The organism is Tabrizicola thermarum (genome assembly GCF_003574395.1).
Classification (GTDB): Bacteria; Pseudomonadota; Alphaproteobacteria; order Rhodobacterales; family Rhodobacteraceae; genus Tabrizicola; species Tabrizicola thermarum.
Genome location: NZ_QMJY01000082.1, coordinates 165,318 through 186,965, shown reverse-complemented (window position 1 = coordinate 186,965; position 21,648 = coordinate 165,318). Strand labels below are relative to the sequence as shown.

18 protein-coding genes are annotated in these 21,648 nt (G+C 66.7%); 6 read left to right on the top strand and 12 right to left on the bottom strand.

The window, feature by feature from the left end:
- Position 1 precedes the first annotated feature (1 nt).
- On the top strand, positions 2 to 415 hold the full coding sequence (locus tag D5084_RS18480; RefSeq protein ID WP_162302456.1) for a periplasmic heavy metal sensor: 414 nt from the start codon (positions 2 to 4) through the stop codon (positions 413 to 415).
- Between the two features lie 32 nt (positions 416 to 447).
- Here D5084_RS18480 and D5084_RS16185 read toward each other — a convergent pair whose 3' ends face one another.
- The 5 genes from D5084_RS16185 to recA all read right to left on the bottom strand — a co-directional run bounded on the left by D5084_RS16185 (position 448) and on the right by recA (position 6,019).
- The gene (locus D5084_RS16185; protein ID WP_128516535.1) at positions 448 to 1,242 is read right to left on the bottom strand and encodes a class II glutamine amidotransferase; all 795 of its coding nucleotides are present in this window, start codon (positions 1,240 to 1,242) and stop codon (positions 448 to 450) included.
- Positions 1,243 to 1,353: 111 nt separating this feature from the next.
- Positions 1,354 to 1,644 (bottom strand): DUF1330 domain-containing protein, encoded by a 291-nt coding sequence (locus D5084_RS16180; protein ID WP_128516534.1) that lies wholly within the window; start codon positions 1,642 to 1,644, stop codon positions 1,354 to 1,356.
- A complete protein-coding gene (gene alaS, locus D5084_RS16175) occupies positions 1,644 to 4,301 on the bottom strand; it encodes an alanine--tRNA ligase (protein ID WP_128516533.1) in 2,658 nt (885 codons plus the stop codon). The genes D5084_RS16180 and alaS overlap by 1 nt, the downstream gene beginning before the upstream one ends.
- A 102-nt stretch (positions 4,302 to 4,403) precedes the next feature.
- The gene (locus tag D5084_RS16170; protein ID WP_128516532.1) at positions 4,404 to 4,922 is read right to left on the bottom strand and encodes an MOSC domain-containing protein; all 519 of its coding nucleotides are present in this window, start codon (positions 4,920 to 4,922) and stop codon (positions 4,404 to 4,406) included.
- 26 nt (positions 4,923 to 4,948) lie between these two features.
- Positions 4,949 to 6,019 (bottom strand): recombinase RecA, encoded by a 1,071-nt coding sequence (gene recA, locus D5084_RS16165; protein ID WP_128516531.1) that lies wholly within the window; start codon positions 6,017 to 6,019, stop codon positions 4,949 to 4,951.
- 203 nt (positions 6,020 to 6,222) lie between these two features.
- On the opposite strand from recA, the gene D5084_RS16160 reads away from it, so the two are divergent.
- Both D5084_RS16160 and D5084_RS16155 read left to right on the top strand, forming a co-directional pair.
- Entirely contained in the window at positions 6,223 to 6,813 is a 591-nt protein-coding gene (locus D5084_RS16160; RefSeq protein WP_128516530.1) for a sulfotransferase family 2 domain-containing protein, read from the top strand.
- 118 nt (positions 6,814 to 6,931) lie between these two features.
- Positions 6,932 to 7,480, top strand: coding sequence for a lipid-binding SYLF domain-containing protein (locus D5084_RS16155; RefSeq protein WP_128516565.1), 549 nt, complete (start codon positions 6,932 to 6,934; stop codon positions 7,478 to 7,480).
- 213 nt (positions 7,481 to 7,693) lie between these two features.
- Here D5084_RS16155 and D5084_RS16150 read toward each other — a convergent pair whose 3' ends face one another.
- Positions 7,694 to 8,557 (bottom strand): NAD(P)-dependent oxidoreductase, encoded by an 864-nt coding sequence (locus tag D5084_RS16150; protein WP_128516529.1) that lies wholly within the window; start codon positions 8,555 to 8,557, stop codon positions 7,694 to 7,696.
- 93 nt (positions 8,558 to 8,650) lie between these two features.
- Here D5084_RS16150 and D5084_RS16145 point away from each other — a divergent pair, with 93 nt between their 5' ends.
- From D5084_RS16145 to D5084_RS16135, 3 genes are all read left to right on the top strand, one after another.
- A complete protein-coding gene (locus D5084_RS16145; RefSeq protein WP_128516528.1) occupies positions 8,651 to 11,128 on the top strand; it encodes a penicillin acylase family protein in 2,478 nt (825 codons plus the stop codon).
- A 78-nt stretch (positions 11,129 to 11,206) separates the two neighbouring features.
- Positions 11,207 to 12,025: an HTD2 family dehydratase gene (locus tag D5084_RS16140; RefSeq protein WP_128516527.1), complete on the top strand. Its 819-nt coding sequence runs from the start codon at positions 11,207 to 11,209 to the stop codon at positions 12,023 to 12,025.
- Complete coding sequence (locus D5084_RS16135; protein ID WP_128516526.1) at positions 12,022 to 13,230, top strand: CoA transferase; 1,209 nt, start codon at positions 12,022 to 12,024, stop codon at positions 13,228 to 13,230. The genes D5084_RS16140 and D5084_RS16135 overlap by 4 nt, the downstream gene beginning before the upstream one ends.
- Here D5084_RS16135 and hflX read toward each other — a convergent pair.
- The 6 genes from hflX to D5084_RS16105 all read right to left on the bottom strand — a co-directional run bounded on the left by hflX (position 13,227) and on the right by D5084_RS16105 (position 21,607).
- Positions 13,227 to 14,501 (bottom strand): GTPase HflX, encoded by a 1,275-nt coding sequence (gene hflX, locus D5084_RS16130; RefSeq protein WP_435532682.1) that lies wholly within the window; start codon positions 14,499 to 14,501, stop codon positions 13,227 to 13,229. The genes D5084_RS16135 and hflX overlap by 4 nt on opposite strands.
- Positions 14,502 to 14,557: 56 nt before the next feature.
- The gene (hfq, locus tag D5084_RS16125; RefSeq protein ID WP_008028786.1) at positions 14,558 to 14,791 is read right to left on the bottom strand and encodes an RNA chaperone Hfq; all 234 of its coding nucleotides are present in this window, start codon (positions 14,789 to 14,791) and stop codon (positions 14,558 to 14,560) included.
- 168 nt (positions 14,792 to 14,959) lie between these two features.
- Positions 14,960 to 16,474: a TrkH family potassium uptake protein gene (locus D5084_RS16120; protein ID WP_238382684.1), complete on the bottom strand. Its 1,515-nt coding sequence runs from the start codon at positions 16,472 to 16,474 to the stop codon at positions 14,960 to 14,962.
- The gene (gene trkA / locus D5084_RS16115) at positions 16,474 to 17,850 is read right to left on the bottom strand and encodes a Trk system potassium transporter TrkA (RefSeq protein ID WP_128516524.1); all 1,377 of its coding nucleotides are present in this window, start codon (positions 17,848 to 17,850) and stop codon (positions 16,474 to 16,476) included. The genes D5084_RS16120 and trkA overlap by 1 nt, the downstream gene beginning before the upstream one ends.
- A gap of 77 nt (positions 17,851 to 17,927) precedes the next feature.
- On the bottom strand, positions 17,928 to 19,319 hold the full coding sequence (gene ntrX, locus D5084_RS16110) for a nitrogen assimilation response regulator NtrX (RefSeq protein ID WP_128516523.1): 1,392 nt from the start codon (positions 19,317 to 19,319) through the stop codon (positions 17,928 to 17,930).
- Entirely contained in the window at positions 19,316 to 21,607 is a 2,292-nt protein-coding gene (locus tag D5084_RS16105) for a sensor histidine kinase NtrY-like (RefSeq protein WP_128516522.1), read from the bottom strand. The genes ntrX and D5084_RS16105 overlap by 4 nt, the downstream gene beginning before the upstream one ends.
- Between the last annotated feature and the right edge of the window lie 41 nt (positions 21,608 to 21,648).

Genomic DNA, 21,648 nt, shown 5'->3' with positions numbered 1-21,648 from the left:
GATGACATCGCCCGCTCCTGTCACACCGCGCCGTTCCTGGGGACGCATCGCCCTGGTCTGTGCGCTGATCCTGTCGCTTTTCGGCAATGCGGTGGCCCTTGGGGCCTGGGCCAGACTGCGCGACGCACGGGCCGATCTTCTCGGGCCCGAGGCGGCGGCGGCACGGCTGCCGGACGACCTTCGCCAGGACCTTCGCCAGGCCCTCCGCGCCGAGCTGCCACGCCTGCGGCCCCTGCTGCGCGACCTTCTCCAGTCGCGCAAGGCCGTCGTCGAGGCGGCCAGAGCCCGACCCTATGTGCGCAGCGATGCAGAAGCGGCGATGACCGACTTCCGGGCCGACATCGATGCCCTGATGGAGGAAGTCCAGCGCGTCTTTCTGGACCGACTGGACGCGAAAGCGGCGTCAGGATCGTAAGGAGTCGGGGCCAGACCGGTCTCAGACCGTGATCACGCCGCGGCGGCCAGTCGACAGGGGAAGAAGTCCTCGACGCTGACCTCTGCCCCGTCGAAGGTGCAGAAGCTGGACGGGGGCACTTCCTCCCACCCGCCTTCTTCGGCTTCCAAAGGCTCGGAGACGACCGCCTGGCCCTGCCGGCTGTCTGACCAGCGGTGATACAGCGACGGTGCCGCGTCATCGGTCGCATAGCGCACGGCATATAGCCTTTTGCCGTCCGACAGCGCCGCCGTCATCCGCAGATAGGGCGCCGCACCTTTCCGGCGGGCCAACCCGATGAACCGCGCCGCTGCCCTTTCCAGCGCGCCACGCGGATCGTCATCCAGCCCTTCGGCCAGCGCGACAAGAAACAGGGCTTCGCTGTCGGTCGCACCCTTGCGATGCGGGTAGAGGCTTTCCGGGATCATCATGTCGGCATCGCGGCGGAAGGCTTCGTAGCCGCCGACCTGCCCGTTGTGCATGAAGCTCCACCGCCCATGGGTGAACGGGTGACAGTTGTTGCGGCTGGTCGCCGTGCCGGTGCTGGCGCGGACATGCGCAAGGAACAGATGCGACTGGACTTGCGCGGTCAGGCTTTTCAGGTTCGGATCCGACCAGGCCGGAAGGACATCGCGGAAAAGCCCCGGCTCGGGCTTTGCGCCATACCAGGCGATGCCGAACCCGTCGGCGTTGATCGCCGTGTGGCATTGCGTGGCACAGTGCGATTGGTGGATCAGCGAATGCCCGGGGCGGCTGACGATCTCCTCAAGGAAGATCGGCGCACCCGTGTAAGCGGCCCAGCGACACATCAGCGTGCCCCAAGCATGGAAAGGATCATCTGCCCGGTTCCTCTTTTTCTGGCGAGTCTAGCAGAAAACGGCAGGGTCTGGAAAGATAATCCAATCAATTCAAGGTAAACCTTACTCGATCTCCTCCACGACCATAAGATCGCGGACGGACGCGCCCTTTGCATGGGCAAGGGCGGCCTGATACTCGGGAGAGTTGTAGCAGGCCACCGCCGCCTCAAGGCTTGGAAACCGCGCGACGACGTTTCGGGCGCGGTCGTTGCCTTCCAGCTGCACATAGCGCCCGCCGCGGGCCAGGAATACCCCGCCATGAGCGGCAATGGCGGGACCGGCTTCCCTGGCATAGCGGCCATAGGCTTCGGCATCGGTCACATGGACATGGGCAATCCAGAGCGCAGTCGGCATCACGAGGCCCCGATCGCAGCTTCGGCCGCCTTGATCGCCGCATCGGCTTGCGAGATGTCGGCGCCGCCCGCCTGTGCCAGGTCGGGACGGCCACCGCCTCCCTTGCCGCCAAGCGCCTCGGCTGCGGCCTTCACAAGCGTTACGGCAGACAGCTTCGCGGTAAGGTCCGCTGTCACGCCCGCCGCCACGGCAGGTTTCGCGCCCGTGTCGGCGATGAGGAGGACCGCGCCTGAACCGAGGCGGGCCTTCATCTCGTCGATCAGTGCCGGAAGATCCTTGCCCGAGACGCCGGAAATCACCTGAGCAAGGAACTTCACCCCATTGATTTCCTTTGGCTCCGGACCTGCGGCCTTGCCACCCATCGCCAGCTCGCGACGCAATTGCGCGACCTCGTTCGCCAGCGCCTTGCGTTCCTCGAACAGCGCGCGGACTCTCTCGGCAAGCTCTGCCGGCGGGGCCTTGAGGATCGCCGCGATATCGTTCAGCCGCGCGTCCTGCTGACGCAGATGGTCCAGCGCCGCCTGACCGGTCAGCGCCTCGATCCGGCGGACGCCCGCGCTGGAGGCGCTTTCCGACAGGATCACCATCGCGCCGATGTCACCCGTGCGCTGCACATGCGTGCCGCCGCACAGTTCCAGGCTGTAGGTCTTGCCATCGGTGCCCTTGCCCGAGCCCTCCAGCACGCCCATCGAGACGACCCGGACTTCCTCGCCGTATTTCTCGCCGAAGAGTGCCTGCGCCCCGATGGCGCGGGCGTCGTCCGGGGTCATGATCCGGGTCTCGACGGGCGCGTTCTGGCGGATGAAGGCGTTGACCTCGGATTCGATGGCGTGAAGGTCCTCCGGGGCGATGGCCGCGGAATGGCTGAAGTCAAAGCGCAGACGGTCGGCAGCGTTCAGCGAACCGCGCTGCGCGACATGCTCGCCCAGCCGGCGCCGCAGCGCCTCGTGCAGCAGGTGCGTCGCCGAATGGTTGGCGCGGATCGCCGCGCGGCGGGCATGCGCCACCTCCAGCTTCGCAGGTTGTCCCTTGATGACAGTGCCTTCCGTGACCTTTGCAATGTGAATGAAGACCCCTGCGGCCTTCTTCACATCGGTCACTTCTGCAAGGCCGGTCTGGGTGCGGATCAGGCCCGCATCCCCTACCTGGCCACCGCTTTCGGCATAGAACGGGGTCTGGTTCACCACGATCTGCACGGACTGGCCCGTCTCGGCCTGCCCCACGACAGACCCGTCGCGGACCAGCGCGGTGATGACGCCCTCGGCGGTCTCGGTGTCATAGCCCAGGAATTCGGTGACCCCGTGCTCCTCTGCCAGATCAAACCAGATCTTCGCGTCGCCCGCAGCGCCCGTCCCCGACCAGGCCGCCCGCGCCTTGGCCTTCTGTTCCGCCATCGCCGCATCGAAGCCCTGAACGTCAACCTCCCTCCCCTTCTCGCGCAGCGCATCCTGCGTCAGGTCCAGCGGGAAGCCGTAGGTATCATACAGCTTGAACGCCGCAGCGCCCGGCAGCGCGGCGCCTTCGGGAAGGCCCGCAAGCTCGTCGTCCAGAAGCCGCAACCCACGGTCGAGCGTCTGCTTGAACTTCGTCTCCTCCGTCCGCAGCGTCTCTTCGATCAGCGCCTGCGCCCGCGACAGCTCCGGATAGGCCCCGCCCATCTGCCGCACCAGCGCCGGGACCAGGCGGTGCATCACCGGGTCCTGCGCACCCAGCATATGGGCATGGCGCATCGCGCGCCGCATGATCCGGCGCAGCACATAGCCGCGCCCCTCGTTCGAGGGCATCACGCCGTCGGCGATCAGGAACGAGGTCGAGCGCAAGTGGTCGGCGATCACCCGGTGGTGGATTTTCCCCGGCCCGTCAGGGTCTTGCGAGGTGACATTCGCGCTGGCCTCGATCAGGCTGCGCATGAGGTCGGTGTCATAGTTGTCGTGCTTGCCCTGCAAGAGCGCCCCGATCCGCTCCAGCCCCATGCCGGTGTCGATCGACTGCATCTCCAACGGAACCAGCCGCCCGTCGGCGAACTGTTCGTTCTGCATGAAGACGTTGTTCCAGATCTCGATGAAGCGATCGCCGTCTTCCTCGGCACTGCCCGGAGGCCCGCCCCAGATGTGCGGGCCATGGTCGTAGAAGATCTCCGTGCAGGGGCCGCAGGGGCCTGTCGGGCCCATGCGCCAGAAGTTGTCGTCACTGGCGATGCGGATGATCCTGTCGTCCGAAAGGCCCGAAACCTTCTTCCAGATCGCCGCCGCCTCGTCGTCCGTGTGGTAGACCGTGACCAGCAGCTTGTCCCTGGACAGACCGAAGTCCTTGGTCAGAAGCTCCCAGGCGAAGGCGATGGCCTGGTCCTTGAAATAGTCGCCGAAGCTGAAATTCCCCAGCATTTCGAAGAAGGTATGGTGCCGCGCGGTATAGCCCACGTTGTCGAGGTCGTTGTGCTTGCCACCGGCGCGGACGCATTTCTGCGCGGTGGTGGCGCGCTTGTAGTCCCGCGTCTCGACCCCGGTGAAGAGGTTCTTGAACTGCACCATGCCCGAATTGGTGAACATCAGCGTCGGGTCGTTCCGCGGCACCAGGGGGCTTGACTCCACCACCCGGTGGTCGTTGCGGCGGAAGAAGTCGAGGAAGGTGGAGCGGATGTCGTTCAGCGAGGCCATGTGAGGGCGGTCCTTGGGACGGATGCGTGAATTCGGTCCCCCATGTAGCCCCCCGTACGGGGCCTGTCCACAGGCGGGCCATGTCCAACGGAAAAAAGCCGTCTAGCGCAGCACTTCGACGGCGTCGCCGTTGCGGATCACGCCGTCCTGATCGACCGAGCAAAGCACGCCCCGCAGCCGCAGTTCGGGATGCGCACGCACCCAGTCGAATGCGGCCTCACCGTGGCGCACCTTCCACTTGGCGCAGGCGTCATTCCAGACCTCGGAAACCCGAAGAACGGCTGTTCCCACCCGCAGCAACTGCCCGGCGGGAAGGTTCGCCTCGGTCATGTCGAGATCGCAGACAAAGGTGTCGCCCGGGTGGACGACGGCCTCCCGATTCCGCCAGACCAGATCCAGCACCCGGCGCGGCAGGATGGAAACCTGAATGCCGGGGTGGCCGCTGCCATCGGGCAGCTTCAGCCAGGGCGCGCTGCCCCAGCGTTCGCCGGGGATGCCTTGCGCCTTCGTCACCGTGACCTCGTCGACGAAACGGCGCTGGCCAAAGTCGGGGCGCAGGCACAACAATTCAACCGCGCTGCCGGTCTTCGGCGCAGAGAGCACCCCCGGCAGCGCAGCCATCAACTCATCGTATGTGACGTGGCCGGTCACTCGTCCAGGACGTCGCCGGACTCTTCCCCGGCCATGGTGAAGTCGAGTCCGTTGGCGGCACGGATCTTGTCCTCGATCTCCAGCGCCACCGAGGGGTTCTGCTTCAGGAAGGCCTTGGCATTCTCGCGGCCCTGGCCGATGCGTTCGTCCTTGAAGGAATACCAGGCCCCGGACTTTTCCACGACCCCGGCCTTGACGCCGATATCGACGAGTTCGCCCATCTTCGAGATGCCTTCGCCATACATGATGTCGAATTCCACCTGCTTGAAGGGCGGGGCCACCTTGTTCTTCACCACCTTGACGCGGGTGGTATTGCCGACGACCTCCTCGCGGTCCTTGATCGCGCCGATGCGGCGGATGTCAAGACGGACCGAGGCGTAGAACTTCAGCGCATTGCCGCCGGTGGTGGTTTCGGGGTTGCCGAACATCACGCCGATCTTCTGGCGGATCTGGTTGATGAAGATCACCATGCAGTTCGACCGCCCGATCGAGGCCGTCAGCTTGCGCATCGCCTGGCTCATCAGCCGGGCCTGCGACCCCATCTGCATGTCGCCCATGTCGCCTTCGATTTCCGACTTCGGCACCAGCGCGGCCACGGAGTCGACGACAACCAGGCTCACGGCGCCGGAACGGACAAGCGTATCGACGATCTCCAGCGCCTGTTCGCCGGTGTCGGGCTGCGAGATCAGAAGCTCATCCAGATTCACACCCAGTTTCTTGGCGTACTGCGGATCAAGCGCGTGTTCGGCATCGACGAAGGCGCAGACGCCGCCCTTCTTCTGCTCCTCGGCCACCACATGCAGGGTAAGCGTGGTCTTGCCCGAACTTTCCGGCCCGTAGATCTCGATGATCCGGCCCTTCGGCAACCCGCCGATCCCCAGCGCGATGTCCAGGCCCAGCGACCCTGTCGAGGTCGCCTCGATATCCATCGCCGGGCTGTCTGCCCCCAGGCGCATGATCGAGCCCTTGCCGAACTGCCGCTCGATCTGCGCGAGCGCCGATTCCAGAGCCTTCGCCTTGTCCATATCCCGCTTGCCCCCGAGGTCCAGAAGGTTAGCCACCGCCATGTCGTACTCCTTATTTCATAGCCGCTTCAAAGCGGCAACCTGCCTGATGTTCCCCAAGTGTTCTCACGCTTATGCGTACAAAGTGAGAACAATTCAACTCAATTCTAGCAGTGGCAGTTTGAGCGCGGTTTGGTTAAGGGAATGTTGACGATGCTGCGGGATCAGCGGCTCGCGACCAGGAAAATCGGGGCGGGAGACGGGAAATGCTGGTGTTCTTCGAGCAGAGGCTCGCCTTTCTTGCCACGCCGAAGACCGGCTCGACCGCGATTGCTGCCGCTCTCGAATCGCTGGCGGCGGTGTCGATACAGCGGCCGCCCCTGTTGAAGCACACCACGGTCCATCGCTATCGGCGTTTCATCGGGCCCTATCTGGAAGCGGCTTCGAAGGACACATTCACCCTGGTGGCCCTGATGCGCGAGCCGACGGACTGGCTGGGCTCGTGGTATAGGTTCCGCCAGCGCGAGGAGACCGAGCCCGGCAAGTCGACGCGAGGGATGACCTTCGACGACTTCGTTCGCGCCTGGTGCCGGGACGACCGGCCCGACTTTGCCGATGTCGGCAGCCAGGCCAGGTTCCTGCGGCCGCGGCAGGGACAGGGGGTGGACCGGCTGTTCCGCTACGAGGAAATCGGAACCTTCGTGCATTTTCTGGAAGAGCGGCTGGACTGCGAGATCATCCTGCCCCGCCTGAACGTTTCCCCCCCCGGCGCAACGGAACTGTCGGCAGAGACGGCGGCGCTCTTGCGGGACTTTGCGGCCGAGGATTTCGCTTTGTATCGGTCGCTGAGCCCTTAGGCGCAGGGTTGCCGGGTCGGGGTTTCGGGCATGACAGGCAGACGGAAAGCGGATAGTTTGCACGCCAAGGGGCGGACGAGACCCCGTGAGGCATGAAAGGGCGGACATGAGGACCGAGATGATGATGACGCGGCGCGGGCTGATGCTTGGCGCGGGGGCGTTCGGGCTGGCGGCCTGCAACAACGGGATCGGCTCGAACGGGGCGGCTCAGATCGAGGCACGCGTCGCCGCGACCCAGGACTATCTGTTCAACACCTACCCCGGCACCCGCGATCTGGCCTCGCGGGCGGCGGGGGTGCTGTACATGCCGCTGATGACCGAGGTCGGCGCTGGGTTCGGCGGGGCCTTCGGACGCGGGGCGCTGCGGATCCAGGGGGCGACAGTGGACTACTATGCCGCGGCAAAGGGGTCCTTCGGGTTGCAGATCGGGGCGCAGCAATATGCCCACGCCCTGTTCTTCATGACCCCCGAGGCGCTGGAGAAGTTCCGCAGGTCCTCGGGTTGGGCGGTGGGGGCGGACATCCGCTATGCGAGCCCGGAGGATGGCGCCTCGATCGGCAAGGAAACGACCGAGCTGAACGATGTGATCGCGCTCGTCTTCGGGCAGCAGGGGTTGATCGCCGGGGCCTCGCTGGCCGGGGTCAAGTATACCCGGATCATCCCCTGAGGGGTGACCGCGCGCGGTCACTTCGAGCAGCCCTTTGAAATCAAGGGCTTCGCTGTGGACGTTCAGGATTTGTCAATCTTTGCCCGGTGACGGGAAGGTGGGCGCTTCGCCCACCCTACCCCGGCGCTTCGGTTCCGGCCTGGCGCCAGGCGGACAGGGTTCAAGCCTCCGGCGGGAGTATTTGCGAAAAGAGCAGGGGCACTGGACGCGGGTTCATTTCAGCCGACGGATCAGGCTGGAGGTGTCGTTCCGCCCCCCGCCCATCAGCTGCACATCCTTGTAGAACTGGTCCACCAGCGCCGTCACCGGCAGGCGGGCGCCGATCTCGTCGGCGGCGGCCAGGCAGATGCCGAGGTCCTTGCGCATCCAGTCCACCGCGAAGCCGAAGTCGAACTGGTCCGCCAGCATGGTCTTGTGGCGGTTGACCATCTGCCAGCTGCCGGCAGCGCCCTGGCTGATGACCTCGACCACCTTCTCGCCGTCGAGGCCCGCCTTCTGGCCGAAGGCGAGCGCCTCGGACAGGCCCTGCAACAGACCCGCGATGCAGATCTGGTTCATCATCTTGGCCAGCTGCCCGGCCCCGCTGACCCCGATCAGGCGGCAGATGCGGGCGTAAGCCGCCATCACCGGCTCGGCCCTTGCATAGTCGGCCGGATCGCCGCCGCACATGATCGACAGCTGGCCGTTTTCCGCCCCCGCCTGCCCGCCCGAGACCGGCGCATCGACGAAACCGAGCTTGCGGGCTGCGGCCTCGGCGGCAAGTTTGCGGGTGATGGTGGCGGAGACCGTGGTGTGGTCGACGAAGACCGCCCCCGGCGCCATGGTCGAAAAGGCGCCGTCAGGGCCGGTGCAGACCTGGGCGAGGTCATTGTCGTTGCCGACGCAGGCCATCACGAATTCGGCCCCGCTGGCGGCAAGGCCCGGAGTGGCTGCGGACCTGCCGCCGTGGCGCGCAACCCAGGCCTCGGCCTTGGCGGGCGTGCGGTTGTAGACCGTCACCTCGTGTCCCTTGGCCATCAGGTGACCTGCCATCGGGAAACCCATGACTCCCAAGCCAAGAAATGCCACTTTCGCCATATGCGCCCCCCGCGTGTTGCCCTTGCCCGGTGCATGGACTAGGAACCGATCCGCCCCCCGCCGTCAAGGACAGGCCCCCATGGACAGGCCCACATGCTGACCGTCTTTCGCTGGCTGATCCGGATCGCCACCGGACTGATCGCCCTGGGCGTGCTGGCAGCTTTGCTGGTCTATTACATCCTGTCGCGGTCGCTGATCGACTATAATGAGGATTTCACGGTCGCGGGCATCTCGGCCCCGGTCGAGATCGTGCGCAACAACGACGATGTGCCGCATATCTTCGGCGCGACGGATGAGGATGTGTTCTTCGCCCTGGGCTTCGCCCATGCGCAGGACCGGCTGTGGCAGATGACCATGTTGCGCCGGACCGCGCAGGGGCGGCTGTCCGAGCTGTTCGGTCCCGCCACGGTGAAAGTCGACGAGCTGATGCGGCGCTATGATCTTTACGGTCTGGCGCTGCAATCGGTCGAGGCGCAGGACGCCCGGACGCGCCGCGCGCTGGAGGCCTATGCCGCCGGGGTCAATGCCTGGATCGGCGAGGTGAACAAGGGCGCGCGCGGCCGGGGGGCGCCCGAGTTCTTCCTGTTCGAGCCCGAGATTTCGGCCTGGGCCCCGGCGGATTCGATCGCGATCCTGAAGCTGATGGCCTTGCAGCTGTCGGGGTCCCTGCAGACCGAGGTGTTGCGGGCGCGGGTGTCGCTTCTGTTGTCGCCCGCGCGGCTGGCCGACATCCTGCCCGACGACCCGAGCCAGGGGGTCGCGGCCCTGCCCGACTATGCCAGTCTGGTGCCGGGGGTGGCACCCCTGATGGAGCCGGTCGATTTTGCCGAGGGTCCCTTCTCGCCGGTGGCCGAACCGGGCATGACGGGAGCGTCGAACGCCTGGGCGGCGATGCCGGGACGGTCGGCGGCGGGCGGAAGCCTTCTGGCGAACGATCCGCATCTTGGACTGACCGCGCCGACGATCTGGTATCTGGCGCGGCTGGAGTTGCAGACGGGCGGCGTGATCGGCGGGACGATCCCGGGGGTGCCGGTGGTGCTGGTCGGCCGGTCCGATCAGCTGGGCTGGGGCCTGACGACGGCCTATGTCGACGATCAGGACGTGGTGATCGAGGAGGTCAACCCGGCAAACCCGGAAGAATACCGGACGCCCGAGGGCTGGGCCCGGTTCGAGAGCCGACAGTCGATCATCAAGGTCAAGGGGGCCGAGCCGGTGACCCTGACGCTGCGCTGGTCGCGGAACGGGCCGATCCTGCCGGGCGGGCACTACAGTCTGGGCACGATCACGCCCGCAGGTCATGTGGCGGCGATCAGCTGGACCGCGCTGTCGGGGGCCGACACCTCGATCAGCGGAGCGATGGCGCTGATGCGGGCGCAGGACATTCCTCAGGCGCTGGAGGCGGGAAAGCTGGTCGTGGCCCCGGCGCAGAACGTGATGCTGGCGGACAAGACCGGGATCGCGATGCAGGTGATGGGGGCGATCCCCGCGCGCGACCCGGAGCATCCGTCGAAAGGCCGGCTTCCGGCGCTGGGGTCGGACCCGCATGTGGGTTTTCGCGGCGTGCTGCCCTATGAGGACAACCCGGTGTTCCGCAATCCGGGCTCGGGCCTGCTGGGCAACACCAACAACAAGACGGTGGACCGGCCCTTCCCCAAGCATGTGAGTTTCGACTGGGGCGACACGCAGCGCATCCAGCGCTGGCTGACCCTGATGCAGGCACGCGAGGTGCATACGCGGGAAAGTTTCATCGAAGCGCAGCTGGATACGGTGAACCCGACCGCGCGGGCGCTCTTGCCGCTGATCGGGGCGGATCTGTGGTTCACCGGCGAGGCGGCGGCGGAGGGCTCGCCCGAGCGGCTGCGGCAACGGGCGCTGATCCTTCTGGCGGAATGGAACGGCGAGATGAACGAGCATCTGCCCGAGCCTCTTATCGCCGAGGCCTGGCTGCGCGCGGTGCAGGAGCGGCTGATCCGCGACGAGCTGGGGGCGATGGCGGACAGCTTCACCCATATCTCTCCGGTGTTCATCGAGCGGGTCTATCGCAACGTGGGGGGCGCGAGCGTGTGGTGCGATGTGATCCAGTCGGCGGCGGTGGAGACCTGCACCGACATCGCGCGGATGGCGCTGGACGATGCGCTGCTGGAGTTGACGGAAAAGTACGGGCCGAACCTGGAAAGCTGGCGCTGGGGGGATGCGCACCAGGCGGTGCACGACCACCCGGTGCTGGGGGATGTGCCCTTCATCAAGTATTTCGTGAACATCCGGCAATCGACCAGCGGCGGGGATGACACGTTGATGCGGGGTGTGACGCGGGGCGAGGGGCCGGAGCCCTATCAGAACGTGCATTCGGCGGGCTATCGCGGGGTCTATGATTTCGCGGACCCCGACAGTTCGGTCTTCATCACGGCGACGGGGCAGTCGGGGCATCCCTTGAGCCGCCACTATGACGATCTGGGCGAGTTGTGGCGGCGGGGGGAGTACATCCCGATGTCGCTGGACCCCAACCTTGCCCGCGCGGCGGCGGCGGGGGTGATGGAGCTGAGCCCTGCGACGGAAGCGCCCATCCCCTGATTGCCGCTTGACCCGGGGCGCAATCGATATTCCATACGCGACAGCATATTTCAAAATGCGACGGCGGGTGGAAATAAAATGACCGACACATACGGCGACTGGGTGGGGCGCACCGAAGAGGCCGAGGACTGCGTCACGCCGCGTCAGGCCTTGCAGCTGGCGGCAACACTGGAGGCGGCGCGGCCTGTGGCAGCGGGCGATCCGCTGCCGCCCCTGTGGCACTGGATCGGCTGGACGCCGGAGACGCCGATGTCGGGCATGGACCGCGACGGGCATCCGGCGCGCGGAGGCTTTCTGCCGCCGGTGCCGCTGGAACGGCGGATGTGGGCGGGCGGGCGGCTGGAGTTCCTCGCCCCCCTGCATGTCGGCGAGACGATGCGGCGGCGCTCGACCATCCTGAAAGTGGCCGAAAAGGCCGGCAGCACCGGGCGCATGGTCTTTGTCACGGTGGGCCACGAGGTGCACGGAGCGGCAGGGCTGGCGATCCGCGAGGAACAGGACATCGTCTATGTCGCCATTCCCGAGACCTATGTGCCGCCGACGCCCGTCGCGGCCGAAGCGCCCGACTGGCAGGAGACGGTGGCCATCGACACGGTGCGGCTGTTCCGCTTTTCGGCCGTGACCTTCAACGCGCACCGGATTCATTTCGACCTGCCCTATGCAACGGAGGTCGAACGCTATCCGGGTCTGGTCGTGCATGGTCCGTTGCAGGCGATGCTGCTGATGCAGGCGGCCCTGGCGCGGAAGCATACCCTGCCGCAGAGCTACCGCTTCCGCGGCGTCCGGCCGGCCTTCCTGCACGACCGGCTGCGCCTGCAGGGCGCGGGCAACCGGCTGTGCACGGTCACGGAGGACGGCTGGGTCTGCATGCAAGCCGAGATCGGGTGGGCGGCATGAAGCCTCTGGCGGGACTGCGGGTGATCGAGGGTTCTGCCTTCGTGGCGGTGCCCTTCGCCGGGATGACCCTGGCCGAGATGGGCGCCGACGTGATCCGCTTCGACCGGATCCAGGGCGGGCTTGACGCAAGACGGTGGCCGGTGACGGCCAGCGGCGAAAGCCTGTTCTGGGCCGGGTTGAACAAGGGCAAGCGGTCGGTGGCGGTGGACCTGTCCCGCCCCGAGGGCCGCGAGATCGTGACTGCGCTCATCACCGCGCCCGGTCCCGATGCGGGGCTGTTCCTGACCAATCTGCGGGTGCGCGGCTGGATGGATTACCCGGCGCTGGTCACGCAGAGGCCCGACCTGATCATGGTCAGCCTGACCGGCACGCGCCGGGGCGAGCCGGCGGTGGATTACACGGTCAACCCCGGCATCGGCTTTCCGATGGCGACCGGCAGTCCGGGCAGCGCGCCGGTGGCGCATGTGCTGCCCGCCTTCGACTGCATCGCCGGGCAGATGCTGGTGGGCACGCTGCTGGCGGCCGAGCGGCTGCGGCTGCGCAACGGCAGGGGCCAGCTGGCGGAACTGGCGCTGAAGGACGTGGCGGCGGCCCTGCTGGGCCATCTGGGCATCATCGGCGAAGTGGCGGTCAACGGCGTGGACCGACCCAAGGTCGGCAATGCGCTTTACGGGGCCTACGGGCAGGATTTCCTGCTGGCCTGCGGGCGGCGGGTCATGGTCGTCGGCCTGACCGACCGCCAATGGCGCGAACTGGTGCGGGTGCTGGGGATGGAGGCGCCGCTGGCCGAGCTGGCCGCGCGGCTGGGGCTGGACTTCGCCCGCGAAGGCGACCGCTGGCACGGACGCGAGGCGATCACGGCGCTGTTCGCCCCCTGGTTCGCCGCGCGCCGGCTGGAGGACGTCGCACCGCTGTTCGATGCGACGGGGCTGACCTGGTCGGTCTTTCGCAGCTTTGCCGAGGCGGTGCGCGAGGACCCCGACCTGTCGCCGGACAATCCGATGTTCACCCTGCTGGACCAACCGGGGATCGGACCCTATCCGGCGCCCGGCTCGCCGGTGAACTGGGGCGCCTGCCCGCGCACGCCCCCTGCCCCGGCACCGCGCCTGGGGCAGCACACCGAGGCCGTGCTGGCCGATGTCCTGGGCCTGACGACGGGACAGATCGGGCGGCTGGTGGCGGCGGGCGTGGTGGCGGCGGTCTAGAGCGAGCGGAAGCGCAGTTCCTGTCGCGCGGTCCAGCGGACGGTGATCTGCCAGCCGTCCTCGCCCTGGGTCTCGTGCTGCACGAGGTTCTGGTCGTGCAGCCAGGCGCGGCGGCGGCCCTGGTCAAAGCCGAGGTGCAGCACCGTCTCGGTGCGTTCGCTGTCCAGCGTGGCCGCGACCAGCGCCAGCAGCGCCTCCACGCCTTCGCCGGTCAGCGCCGAGACGGGCAGCACCGTCGGGCGCTGCGCGGCCTGGGCGACAAGGGCGCTGCGCTGCGAGGCATCGACGAGGTCGAGCTTGTTCCAGACCTCGAAAACCGGGGTGTCTTCCCGCACGCCGAGGCTGGTCAGGATTTCGGTCACATCGGCGGCCTGTTCGACCGTCTCGGGGTGGCTGATGTCGCGGACATGGAGGATGAGATCGGCCTCGAGCACCTCTTCCAGCGTGGCGCGGAAGGCGGCGACGAGTTGGGTGGGCAGGTCCGAGATGAAGCCCACGGTGTCGGAGGCGATGATCTTGCGCCCTGACGGCAGGACGACGCCGCGCATCGTGGGGTCGAGCGTGGCGAAGAGCATGTCCTTGGCCAGAACCTCGGCCCCGGTCATGCGGTTGAAAAGGGTGGACTTCCCGGCGTTGGTATAGCCGACCAGAGCCACCAGCGGGAACGGCACCTTGCGGCGGGCGGCGCGATGCAGCTCGCGCGTTCTGACCACGCGGTCGAGCTGGCGTTTCAGCCGGATCACCTGATCGTCGATGGCGCGGCGGTCGCTTTCGATCTGCGTCTCGCCCGGGCCGCCGACAAAGCCGAAGCCGCCGCGCTGGCGTTCGAGGTGGGTCCAGGCGCGGACAAGGCGGGTGCGCTGGTAGCTGAGTGCGGCGAGTTCCACCTGAAGCACGCCTTCCCGGGTGCGGGCGCGGTCGGCGAAGATTTCCAGGATCAGCGAGGTGCGATCCAGAAGCTTGACGCCCCATTCCTTTTCCAGGTTGCGCTGCTGGATGGGCGAGACGGCGCCGTCGACCAGGACAAGGCCGATGTCTTCCGCCTTGAACTTCTGCCCCAGCTCCCGGACCTTGCCCGAACCGAGAAGCGTGCCGGGATGGGTGCGCGACAGCCGGACGACTTCGGCGCCGCGGACCTCAAGCTCGGGCAAGGCGGCGGCAAGGGCCACGGCCTCGGCCAGGCCGTGTTCGGGCAGGCGGCGGGTGTTGGCGGATTTCAGCGCCGGATGCAGCACCCAGGTGCGGGTGGCCGCTGCGGCGGTATCTCGCAGCCGGTTCCCCGCCCTTTCGGACAGGAGGTCGGCGTCATCCTGCGGGTCGCTGGAGATCAGTCTTCCCCTTCATAGAGGCTGATCGGCGCGCCGGGCATGATCGTCGAGATGGCATGCTTGTAGACAAGCTGGGATTGCCCGTCGCGGCGCAGAAGCACGCAGAAATTGTCGAACCATGTGATGACACCCTGCAGCTTGACGCCGTTGATCAGGAAGATCGTCACCGGAACCTTGGCCTTGCGAACATGGTTGAGAAAGGCGTCTTGCAGGTTTTGCTTGTCAGCGGCCATCGTTGGTGTGCCTTGTTTTTCTAGCGCTTCACTGTCGCGTCGTGGTCGTTTGTCGTTGAGCCCTGTCGCTGCCGGCTTGCACGGCAGGTCAAGTATGTCGTGGCGGCGCGGGAGTTTCCAGCGCAAAAATCAGCCTGTTATGCGGCGGCTTGCCCGAAGGGTAGCGGCCTAGCGGCCCCGGTTCCCCGGCAGGATCAGGGCCAGAAGCGCCAGGGTTTCCAGACGGCCGACCACCATGGCCACGCCAAGGATGAGCTTCACCGGGTCGGACAGGATCGCATAGGCAATCGGCTGGGGCGCGCCGACTTCGGCCAGCTGTCCGGTTGTGGTGAGGCTGGCGATGGCCAGAACCATCGCCGGTTCGAAATCGACCCCGGCCAGAAGCAGAGCGGCCATCACGATCGCAATCGAGATGGCGAAGAGCATGAAGAAGACCCAGGCCAGTTGTGCGCCTTCGCGTCGCATCCGGCGCGCCTCGGCCCCGCCCCGCCCGATCGAGTTCGGGTGGATGATCTTTTCCAGCTCGCGCTCGCCGTGGCGCAGAAGGGCGTGGACCCGCAAAAGCTTGACCCCGCCCGCCGTGGTCGCCGTGCCGCCGCCGATCATCGCCAGACCCAGAAGCACAAGGCCCGAGGAGCCGACCCCGGACCAGTCGGCCGCAGCCTGCCAGTCCGACGAGACATAGCCCGTGGTGGTCAGGAACGAGGCGGCGGTGAAAAGGATGCCCCAGATCGAGCCGATGGCATCTGCTTCGGACAGAAGGCCGACCCGGTCCTCGGCATACCAGTGCCGCAGGAACAGCAGCGTCGTGACCGACACAAGCAGGAAGGCGGCGTGGCGAAGCTCATGATCCTGCAAGAGCGGTCGCCGGTTATCGGCCAGGCGGATACCGGGCAGCGCGCGGCGGGTGATGGCGAAGATCAGGAAAAGGAAGACCGCCACTTCACCCGGGATCCCGGCCTGTGACGCCTGAAAGGCCTGCTGGCCGCTGATGCCGGAAGTGGAGAGCGTTCCCATCGCATGGATCAAGGCCGAGATGCCGGTTTCGCCAAGGATCATCAGCACGCCCCAGAGCAGGACCGTCAGGGCGGTGTAGACCGGGAACAGCGTCAGCGCAAAGCGGGTCAGGCGCTGCGCCGGGTCGGCGGTGCGCGTGACCTGCGCCGTGCCGACCGCGCCACGTCCGGGCACCCGGCCCGAGATGACCTCGGTTCCGCCAAGGTTCAGCGGTGCGAGGATCGCATAGGCCGCCAGGAGCGTGAGGAAGCCGCCGAACCAGCCGACCGTGGCGCGCCAGAGATGGATCGAGTCGGCCAGCCGGTCGGGTTGGTAGACGCTGGCCCCGGTGGTGGTGAAGGAGGACACCATCTCGAACCAGGCATTGACGAGGGTCGTGTCCGGCAGCGCCTCGGCCAGCGGCAGGGCCATGGCGAAGGGCAGGACGGCATAGGCCATCACCAGCGCCCCGAGGTGACTGCGCGCCGGGTCGCGCGGGCTGTAGGCGGCGGTGGCGATGCCCAGCATCACGGTGATGACCAGCAGGATCAGCGCGGAATAGAGAAAGTTGCGGGCATGTTCGTGGTCATTCGCCCCGACCGCGAACAGCGCCGGGACCAGCGCCATGAGCCCGGAGAAGCCCAGAAGGACGACAAGCAGCGGCAGTTCGGCAAGCCGCGTCAGCATCAGAAGAAGTCGATCGAGACTTGCAGAAGGCGTTCGACCTCGGGCACGTCCTTGGCCATGGCGAAAAGCGCGATCACGTCGCCCGTCTCGATCCGCAGATCGCCGGTCGGTTTCAGCACCTTGTCGCACTTCATCACCGCGCCGACCAGCACGCCCTCGGGAAACTCGATGTCGCGGATCAGGCGGCCGGAGAGCGGCGAGGTGGAGAGGACCTGGGCCTCGATCATCTCGGCCTCGGCATCGCCGATGGAATAGACCGCGCGGACCCGGCCGTGACGGATATGGCGCAGGATCGACGAGACGGTGGTGGCGCGCGGGTTGATGTAGGCGTCGATGTCGAGCGGCGCCATCAGGGGTGCAAGCGTGGGGTCGTTCACCAGCGCGATGGTCATCTGGCAGCCGGCCTGCTTGGCGCGCACCGAGACGAGGAGGTTGGTCTTGTCGTCGTCGGTCACGGCGAGGATCGCATCGGCGCGGTCGACCGAGGCCTCCATCAGGAGGTCGGCATCCATCCCGTCGCCATGCAGCACGATGGTGCGTTCCAGGGAATCGGCGGCGATCTCGGCGGTGGCGCGGTCCTTCTCGATGATCTTGGCGCGGATGCGGTCGGTGCGGGCTTCCAGCGCGCGCGCCACCGCCAACCCGACGTTGCCCCCCCCGATGATGACGACACGTTCCTTTTTTTTCGTTTTCTTGCCAAAGATTTCCAGGGCGCGGTTCACGTCCTCGACATGGGTGAAGACATAGATCTGGTCCTCGGCGTAAAGCTGGTCGCCGGGGTCGGGAGCGAACAGCCGACCCTCGCGCCGGATGCCGACGACGATGGCGCGCAGGGTGTGGAACAGGTCGTTCAGCTGCCGCAGCGGCGTGTTGAGGACGGGACAGTCCTCGGTCAACGCAAGGCCCAGCAACTGCGCGCGCCCGCCCATGAAACTTTCGGTGTCGAAGGTGGCAGGCGCGGCAAGGCGCTGCAAGGCGGCCTCGGCGACCTCGCGTTCGGGAGAGATGACGACGTCGATCGCCAGGCCGTCCTGGTTGGTCAGCTTGCCATAGAGCGGGTCGAGGTAGTTCTGCGCGCGGATGCGGGCGATCTTGCGGGTGATGTCGAAGACGGTATGGGCCACCTGGCAGGTGACCATGTTCACCTCGTCGGAATGGGTGGCGGCGATCAGCATGTCGGCGTCGCGGGCACCTGCCTTTTCCAGCACGTCCGGGTGGCTGGCAAAGCCTACCACGCCCTGCACATCCAGCGTATCGGTCGCCCGGCGGACAAGATCGGCGTTCGTGTCGACAAGGGTGACGTCGTTCTTTTCGCCGGACAGGTGGCGGGCGATCTGCCAGCCGACCTGACCCGCCCCGCAGATGATGACCTTCATCAGATTCTCCGCGACCCGTCGTCTGCGCCTGAATGTCAGATCGGCGCGGAAGGGTCAATGTTCGGGGGGAGGCGCGGTCAGTCCTCGAATTCGCCCGTCCCTCGGCCCCCGCGGGTCGAGCCGACCACGCCAAGCGACTTCAGCTTGCGGTGCAGGGCGGACCGCTCCATGCCGACGAAACTGGCCGTGCGGCTGATGTTGCCGCCGAAGCGGTTGATCTGGGTCAGCAGGTATTCGCGTTCGAACAGCTCGCGCGCCTCGCGCAGGGGCAGCGTGGCGATGGTGCCGGACAGCGAGAGCGGGCTTTCGGCTTCGACCTTCGGCTCGGTGCCGGGGATTTCGGACGGCTCGATCGGGCCGGTGCCGTCGCCCAGGATCAGGATACGTTCGATCACGTTGCGCAGCTGGCGGATGTTGCCCGGCCAGGGCAGGGTCTGAAGGACGGTCTCGGCCTCTTCCGACAGGCTGCGGTTCGGCAGGCCCTGCGTCCTGTGGAACCAGTCGATGAAATGCCGGGTGAGTTCCGGCACATCCTCGCGCCGCGCGGCCAGCGAGGGCACGGCGATCGGCACCACGTTCAGCCGGTCGTAGAGTTCCTGACGGAAGCGCCCCAGGCCGATCTCGGCCCGCAGGTCGCGGCAGGTGGAGGAGATGACGCGCAGATCGACGCGGACCTTGTCGGCGCCGCCGACGCGGGTGAACTGCTGTTCGGTGAGCACCCGCAGGATCTTGCCTTGCGTGCCAAGGGGCATGTCGGCGACCTCGTCGAAATAGACGATGCCGCCATGCGCCTGTTCCAGAAGGCCGGGCTCGACCCCGCGTTCGGGGGTTTCGCGGCCGAAGAGCACCTCTTCCATCCGTTCGGGCTCGATCGAGGCGGAGGAGACGGTGATGAAGGGCGCGGCGGCGCGGTTGGAATGCATGTGGATGTAGCGCGCGGCCATTTCCTTGCCGGTGCCGGGCTCGCCGGTCAGCATCACCCGGGCGTTCGACTTCGTCACCTTGTCGAGATTGGCCTTCAGCGTCTTGAAGGCCAGCGAGGAGCCGACCATTTCCGCCGAAGTGACATCGCGGCGGCGCAGTTCCTGGTTTTCGCGGCGCAGGCGGCTGGCTTCCATCGCGCGGGCGACGACGACCATCAGCTGGTCGATGTTGAACGGCTTTTCGATGAAATCGTAGGCGCCCTGCTTGATGGCGGCGACGGCGATTTCAATGTTGCCGTGGCCCGAGATAATCACCACCGGAATGTCGGGATTGTCGCGCTTGACGGTCTTGAGGATGTCTATCCCGTCCATCCGGCTGTCCTTGAGCCAGATGTCGAGGATCATCAGCGCGGGCGGATCGGCGTTGATCGCGGCCATGCAGTCGTCGGAATTGGCGGCGAGGCGGGTGGTATAGCCTTCGTCGCGCAGGATGTCGCCGATCAGTTCGCGGATGTCCTGTTCGTCGTCGACGATGAGAATGCTCATGGGTGGGCTTCCTTCTCGTGAGGCTTGTCGGCAGGCGCGGCACCCAGCGGGACATGGGTGCGCGATCGTTTGCGCAGCGCGCGCGGCAGGCGGATCTCGGCCATGGCGCCGGGGTGGTCGTTGCCGTCGAACACGGGGGCATCGAGGAGCGCGAGCGTGCCGCCGTGTTCCTCGATGATCTTCTTGACGATGGGCAGGCCAAGGCCGGTGCCCTTGTCGCGGGTGGTGACGTAGGGCTCGAACAGGCGGGCGCGGTCGGGGGGCAGGCCGGTGCCGTTGTCGCTGATGCGGATCACCGCTTCGCTGTCGTCTGCCGAAAGCGAAACGCGGATCTCGGGGACAAAGTCGGCCGGTTTTGACTTTTCCTGATAGGATTCAATCGCTTCTCCAGCGTTCTTGATAAGATTTGTCAACGCCTGGCCGATCATGGTCGCGTCCAGTTCCATCGGCAGCGGGTCGTCGGGGATGTCCTTCACGAAGCGCACGCCGGGCTGGCCGTTTTCCTGCAACAGGACTGCCCCCCGGACCAGATCGCCCAGATCGCAATCGCGCCGGTCGGGTTCGGGCATCCGGGCGAACCGCGAGAATTCGTCGACGATCCGACGCAGGTCGTTCGTCTGGCGGACGATGACGTCGGTGTATTGTTCCAGATCCTCGTGGTCGCGGACCTGGCTGGCGAACTTGCGCTTGATGCGTTCGGCGGAAAGCTGGATCGGGGTAAGCGGGTTCTTGATCTCGTGCGCGATGCGGCGGGCGACATCGCCCCAGGCGGCCATCCGCTGGGCCGAGACGAGATCGGTCACATCGTCGAAGGCCACGACATAGCCTTCGAGATCCCCCGTTTCGCTGCGGCGGGTGGACATGCGGACGAGGAGGCTTTCCAGCTTGCCCCGGCGGGTCAGGCGGACCTCTTCCTGGACCGCGTTGGTGCCCGCGTCGCGCAGGCGGTCGAAGAGGGCGGCAAATTCGGGGACGGCGACGGCAAGCGGCGTGTCGACCTGACCACCGGCGAGGTCGAGGAGTTTTTCGGCGGCGCGATTGACGAAGTCGATGTCGCCGTCGGAATCGAGGCCGATCACCCCTGCGGTCACGTTCGACAGCACCGAATCGAACAGCCGCCGCCGGGATTCGGTCTGCGCGTTGGTTTCGATCAGCGCCGCACGCTGGCCCTTCAGCTGGCGGGTCATCTGGTTGAACATGCGGCCCAGCGAGGCGATCTCGTCATCGCCCTCTTCCTCGGTGACCTGAACGTCAAGGTCGCCGCCCCCGACCCGCTCGGCCGCCCCCGCCAGACGCCCGACGGGCCGCGAGAGCCTTTCGGCGAACCACAGGCCCAGCCAGACCGCGGCGAGGATCAGGATCAGCGCGAAGCCGAGGTAGATCAGGCCGAAGTTGAACAGCAGCCGCCCGCGTTCGGATTCAAGCTGGTTGTAAAGCTTTACGGTTTCCTGCGTCTCGTCCAGCAACGACAGGATCGAGCCGTCCACCGTTCGCGTGACGTAGAGATAGCGGTCGGCATAGGCGTCAAGACGCACGAGTGCGCGAAATTCGTTGTTCTTCCAGTCGGGGATCAGGACAGTGTTGCCTTCGCGCGCGAGGCGCAGGTGTTCGGCGGTCAGGGGTTCGAAGTCGAAGAGATAGGACTTTTCGCCCCGGGTCTTGAGCGCGCCGGTGCCATCGACAAGGTAGGCCTCCTTCAGCCCGCGCTGGACGACGGCCTGCGCCTGCGAGAGGAGCGGGCGCAGCTGGTCGTCGCGGATGAAGGGCGACTTGCGCTTTGCCTCGTTCAGATAGCCGGCCAGCGTCCCCACATCGGCGGCAAGGTCGTCGCGCTGCACCGCCTCGTAGGCCTGGGCGGCAGAGAGGGAGGAGCCGACGACGGACCGGACGCGGTCGGAGAACCAGCCTTCGAGGCCGATGTTGATCGACAGGACCGCGAAGACGGCGACAAGGACGGTCGGGATCAGCGCGATCAGCATGAAGACGCCGGACAGCCGCATGTGCAGCCGCGACCCGGCCGAGCGGGAGCGGCGTTCGGCGACCAGGCGGGCAACGCGGGCCAGGACAAGGGCCGCGATGACGAGAACGTAGATCAGGTCGGCCAGCAGGATAAGCCGCAGGACCGGGGAGGCCGCGCTGGTGTTGATCGAGCCGAGCGCAAGGAAGGTGGCGACGGCCAGGACGGGGCCGAGGAAGACCAGGCCGAGCGTCACCGCCGTCTGCACGCGGCGTTGCCGACGCAGGCGGGAAAACCGCAGCCAGACATCCCTTGTAACCGCCCGATCCACCCTGCCCTGCGCCTTAGCCGGTGGTTCGCCCACCTGACGCC